Here is a 5,584-nt window from a genome sequence, read left to right as displayed (position 1 = left end):
CTGGAATGCCCGGGTGTTTTTTGCCCGGAGTTACCATGACGCTGTCCAGCGGGCTGATCGCCGCCGTTGCCCTGGCCTATATGGCCATCATGTTCGCCATCGCCTTTTACGGCGACCGTCGCAGCACACCGTTGCCGCCGCGAGTGCGCGCGTGGGTGTACAGCCTGTCGCTGGCGGTCTATTGCACCAGCTGGACCTTCTTTGGCGCCGTCGGCCAGGCCGCCGAGCAACTCTGGTCATTCCTGCCGATCTACCTCGGGCCGATCCTGCTGCTGGTCTGCGCGCCGTGGGTCCTGCAAAAAATGGTGATGATCAGCAAACAGGAGAACATCACCTCCATCGCCGACTTCATCGCCGCGCGCTACGGCAAGTCCCAGTCCCTGGCGGTGGTGGTGGCGCTGATCTGCCTGGTTGGCGTACTGCCCTACATCGCCCTGCAACTCAAGGGCATCGTGCTCGGGGTAAACCTGCTGATCGGCGCCGGTGCCGACGCCATGGGCACCCGCGCCCAGGACACGGCGCTGATCGTGTCGCTGGTGCTGGCGCTGTTCACCATCGTGTTCGGTACCCGCAACCTCGATGCGACCGAACACCACCGAGGCATGGTGCTGGCGATTGCGTTTGAATCCCTGGTCAAACTGTTCGCCTTTCTCGCNGTCGGCGCGTTTGTGACCTACGGCCTGTACGACGGTTTCGGCGACCTGTTCAGCCAGGCGATGCTCGAACCACGCCTGGAGGAATACTGGAAAGAAACCATCAACTGGCCGTCGATGGTGGTGCAAACCGGTGTGGCGATGATGGCAATCATCTGCCTGCCCCGGCAGTTTCACGTCACCGTGGTGGAGAACATCGACCCTCAGGACTTGCGCCTGGCGAAATGGGTATTCCCTGCCTACCTGGCGCTGGCAGCGCTGTTCGTCGTACCCATCGCCCTCGCCGGTCAGATGTTGCTGCCCAGTTCGGTACTGCCGGACTCTTTCGTCATCAGCCTGCCACTGGCCCAAGCCCACCCGGCCCTGGCNGTGCTGGCATTTATCGGCGGCGCATCGGCGGCTACCGGCATGGTGATTGTCGCGAGTATTGCGCTGTCGACCATGGTTTCCAACGACATGTTGCTGCCCTGGCTGCTGCGGCGCTCCAGTGCCGAGCGACCGTTCGAAGTGTTCCGCCAGTGGATGCTGTCGGTGCGCCGGGTCAGCATCGTGGTGATTCTGTTGCTGGCTTACGTCAGCTATCGCCTGCTTGGCTCCACCGCGAGCCTGGCGACCATCGGCCAGATCGCTTTCGCCGCCGTGACCCAACTGGCCCCGGCGATGCTCGGCGCGCTTTACTGGAAACAGGCCAACCGCCGAGGCGTGTTCGCCGGTCTCGCCGCCGGGACATTCCTCTGGTTCTACACCCTCATTCTGCCGATCGCGGCCCACAGCCTCGGTTTGTCCTTGAGCAGTTTCCCGGGGCTGGCCTGGCTGCACAGCAACCCGCTGAACCTGCCGCTCACCCCGCTGACCCAAGGCGTGGTGCTGTCGCTGGCAGCTAACTTCACGCTGTTCGCCTGGGTGTCGGTGCTGTCACGCACGAGGGTGTCGGAGCACTGGCAGGCGGGCCGATTCATCGGTCAGGAAATCAGCGCGCGCCCCAGCGCCCGCTCGATGCTCGCGGTGCAGATCGACGACTTGCTGAAACTGGCCGCACGCTTCGTCGGTGAAGAACGGGCGCGGCAGAGCTTCATCCGTTTTGCCTACCGCCAAGGCAAAGGCTTCAACCCGAACCAGAATGCCGANAACGATTGGATCGCCCACACCGAACGGCTCTTGGCCGGTGTGCTCGGTGCATCGTCGACACGCGCTGTAGTAAAAGCCGCGATTGAAGGGCGGGAAATGCAGCTGGAGGACGTCGTACGGATCGCCGACGAAGCCTCCGAGGTGCTGCAGTTCAACCGTGCGCTGCTACAGGGCGCCATCGAAAACATCACCCAAGGCATCAGCGTGGTCGACCAGTCACTCAAGCTGGTGGCCTGGAACCGGCGCTACCTGGAGCTGTTCAACTACCCGGAAGGTTTGATCAGTGTCGGGCGACCAATTGCCGACATCATTCGCTACAACGCCGAACGCGGCCTGTGCGGGCCGGGCGAAGCCGAAGTGCACGTAGCCCGACGCCTGCACTGGATGCGCCAGGGTCGCGCCCACACGTCCGAGCGCTTGTTCCCGAATGGGCGCGTGATTGAGCTGATCGGCAACCCGATGCCCGGCGGCGGGTTTGTCATGAGCTTCACGGACATCACCGCATTCCGGGAAGCCGAGCAGGCGCTGACTGAAGCCAACGAAGGCCTGGAGCAGCGCGTCACCGCACGGACCCACGAGCTGTCACAACTCAACGTGGCCCTGACCGAAGCCAAGGGCACCGCGGAATCGGCCAATCAGTCGAAAACCCGCTTTCTGGCAGCGGTGAGCCATGACCTCATGCAACCGCTGAACGCCGCACGGCTGTTCTCCGCCGCCCTCTCCCACCAGAACGACGGTTTGTCCAGGGAGGCGCGGNANCTGGTGCATCACCTCGACAGCTCGTTGCGCTCCGCCGANGACCTGATCAGCGATCTGCTGGACATTTCCCGCCTGGAGAACGGCAAGATCAACCCGGACCCCAAGCCCTTCGTGCTCAACGAATTGTTCGATGCGCTCGGTGCCGAGTTCAAGGCACTGGCTCAGGAACAAGGGCTGAAATTCCGTGTTCGGGGTAGCACGCTGCGGATCGACAGCGACATCAAACTGTTGCGGCGGATCCTGCAGAATTTCCTGACCAATGCGTTCCGCTACGCCCAAGGACCCGTGCTGCTCGGCGTCCGGCGGCGCAAGGGCGAGTTGTGCCTGGAGGTGTGGGACCGAGGACCGGGAATCCCTGAAGACAAGCAGCAAGTGATTTTCGAAGAATTCAAACGCCTCGACAGCCATCAGACGCGCGCCGAGAAAGGCCTGGGACTGGGGCTGGCGATTGCCGATGGTCTATGTCGCGTGCTGGGACACACCTTGCGCGTTAGGTCCTGGCCGGGGCGCGGCAGTGTATTCAGCGTCAGCGTGCCGCTGGCGCGGGCTCAAGTGGTCGCGCCGACCCAGGTCAGCGAGCTTAATGGTCATGTGATGAGCGGCGCGCAGGTGCTGTGTATCGATAATGAAGACAGCATCCTGATTGGCATGAACAGCCTGCTGACACGCTGGGGTTGCCAGGTCTGGACCGCACGCAACCGTGACGAATGCGCGGCGCTGCTGAAGGACGGTNTACGCCCACAACTGGCGCTGGTGGATTACCACCTGGACCACGGCGAGACCGGCACCGAGCTGATGGGTTGGCTGCGGGCGCAACTGGNTGAGCCGGTGCCGGGGGTGGTGATCAGTGCCGATGGCCGGCCGGAGACGGTGGCCCAGGTCCATGCGGCGGGCCTTGAGTACCTGGCCAAACCGGTGAAACCGGCGGCGTTGCGGGCGTTGTTGAGTCGGCATTTGCCGTTGTGATGGCAGGCTTGAGTTCTTTGGCGGCAGTGCTGACGCCTTCGCGAGCAAGCCCGCTCCCACAGGGGATCGGAGTTGTTGCACACATCGATTGAACAACACAAAAACCTTGTGGGAGCGGGCTTGCTCGCGAAGCTTTTGACTTATTCAGGCAACTCAGCCAATCCATCAACATCGGTCATCGCCCGCTCCAGCAGATCAGCCGGCAAGCTCTTGCTCGCTCGCGCACCCAGCAATTTCAACTGCTCACTGCGACTGACCAGATTGCCGCGTCCTTCTGTCAGCTTGTTGCGCGCAGAGCTGTAAGCCTTGTCCAGTTGCTGCAAGCGATTGCCGACTTCATCCAGGTCCTGGATAAACAACACGAACTTGTCGTACAGCCAGCCGGCCCGCTCGGCGATTTCCCGGGCGTTCTGGCTTTGGCGTTCCTGCTTCCACAGGCTGTCGATCACCCGCAGGGTGGCCAGCAAAGTGGTCGGGCTGACGATGACGATATGGCGGTCGAAGGCTTCCTGGAACAGGTTCGGCTCAGCCTGTAACGCGGCGGAAAACGCCGCCTCGATAGGTACGAACAGGAGAACGAAATCCAGGCTGTGCAGGCCGTCCAGGCGCTTGTAATCCTTGCCGGCCAAGCCCTTGACGTGATTGCGCAGGGACAGCACNTGCTGCTTCATGGCGANCTGGCCGATGGCATCATCCTCCGCCGCAACGTACTGCTGATAAGCCGTGAGGCTGACCTTGGAGTCGACCACCACCTGCTTGTCGCCGGGCAACATGATCAACACGTCCGGCTGGAAACGCTCGCCATCCGGGCCNTTGAGGTTGACCTGGGTCTGGTACTCGCGGCCCTTCTCCAGCCCGGCGTGTTCAAGCACGCGCTCAAGAATCAACTCGCCCCAGTTGCCTTGGGTTTTCTGCCCTTTCAACGCACGGGTGAGGTTGGTGGCTTCGTCGCTCAGGCGCAGGTTCAGCTGTTGCAGGCGTTCCAACTCCTTGGCCAGGGAAAACCGTTCGCGGGCTTCGGCCTGATAGCTTTCTTCCACACGCTTTTCGAAGGACTGAATTCGCTCCTTGAGCGGATCGAGCAACTGGCCCAGGCGTTCTTGGCTGGTTTCGGCAAAACGCTGTTCGCGCTCGTCGAAGATCTTCCCGGCGAGCTCGGCGAATTGCGCTCGCAGCTCGTCTCGTGAGCCTTGCAGGTCGTCGAGGCGTTTTTGATGGCTGTCCTGCTGCTCACGCAGTTCGGCGGTGAGCGAGGCCGCCCGGGCGTCCAGGCGCCGCAGCTCGGCATCTTTGCCGGCGCGCTCGATGTTCCAGGCGTGAGACGCGTCGCGGGCATCGTCGCGCTCTATCTGTAGCAGTTCGATTTCACGGCGCATGGCGGCCAGCTCTGCCTGCTTGGCGGCGTTGGCCTGGCCCAGATCACCGATTTCATCGCGGCAGGCTTCGAGCTGAGCGTTCAAGCCGTCCTGCGCCAGTAGCGACATGGCCAGACGCTCTTCCAGCAACGCCACCTCGGCTTGGGCCGCGCTCGCCCGGCGCTGGATTTGCCAGGCCAATACCAGCAAGGGCAGTGCGGCGCCCGCCAGACCCAGCAAAATGCTGGTCAAGTCCATAGCCATAGCGACTCCTGCCGATGAGATAAAGCTTGAAGGGTAACCAAGGCGTCAGGACTTGGACAGCTCAGTCTTCGACCAGTCCCAGTTCCCGTTGAGCGCGCCGGTCCCCTGCTCGCGCGGCCTGGCGCAACAGGTCCTGGCCAATGCGGCGATCGCGGGCATTGCCGCATTCGCGGCACATCAACTGGCCGAGACGACTTTGCGCGGCCACCACACCTTCGCGGGCTGGCTGTTTGAGCAAGCGTCCGGCGAAATGTTTGACGTTGGTGTTTTCACCCAGGCGCGGGCTATCGAGCAACCACTCCGCTACTCGCATCGAAAAGCGTTTGGGAGGGGTAACACTGGGAGGTGTAGAGGTAACAGAAGGTGATACTGAGCGAAACTTCATAAAGCACTGTGGGACAGAACGGAAGGCGCGCCACTCTACTCTTTTTTTCGCAGACGTAAAGCCAGAAAAAACTC

3 protein-coding genes are annotated in these 5,584 nt (G+C 62.2%); 1 reads left to right on the top strand and 2 read right to left on the bottom strand.

All coding sequences use genetic code 11. The features are described 5' to 3' along the window. The first annotated feature begins 35 nt into the window (after positions 1-35). On the top strand, positions 36-3,506 hold the full coding sequence (locus tag B7L09_RS26505) for a hybrid sensor histidine kinase/response regulator (RefSeq protein ID WP_094471345.1): 3,471 nt from the start codon (positions 36-38) through the stop codon (positions 3,504-3,506). A 140-nt stretch (positions 3,507-3,646) separates the two neighbouring features. On the opposite strand, the gene B7L09_RS26500 is transcribed toward B7L09_RS26505, so the two are convergent. Together B7L09_RS26500 and B7L09_RS26495 are read right to left on the bottom strand one after the other, a co-directional pair. Further along, positions 3,647-5,011 (bottom strand): DNA recombination protein RmuC, encoded by a 1,365-nt coding sequence (locus tag B7L09_RS26500; protein WP_176457775.1) that lies wholly within the window; start codon positions 5,009-5,011, stop codon positions 3,647-3,649. Positions 5,012-5,186: 175 nt separating this feature from the next. Then, positions 5,187-5,510 carry an SEL1-like repeat protein gene (locus tag B7L09_RS26495; protein ID WP_094471343.1) on the bottom strand — a complete coding sequence of 108 codons (324 nt, stop codon included), beginning with the start codon at positions 5,508-5,510 and terminating at the stop codon, positions 5,187-5,189. Between the last annotated feature and the right edge of the window lie 74 nt (positions 5,511-5,584).

Source organism: Pseudomonas mandelii, from assembly GCF_002251635.1.
GTDB lineage: Bacteria > Pseudomonadota > Gammaproteobacteria > Pseudomonadales > Pseudomonadaceae > Aquipseudomonas > Aquipseudomonas mandelii_B.
The sequence above is the reverse complement of the archived record's forward strand: the minus strand, read 5'-3'. Positions and strand labels throughout refer to the sequence as shown.

Bases quoted from the DNA above. Each gene is read 5' to 3' on its own strand.
- B7L09_RS26495 (WP_094471343.1), bottom strand. From the start codon at position 5,510: ATGAAGTTTCGCTCAGTATCACCTTCTGTTACCTCTACACCTCCCAGT.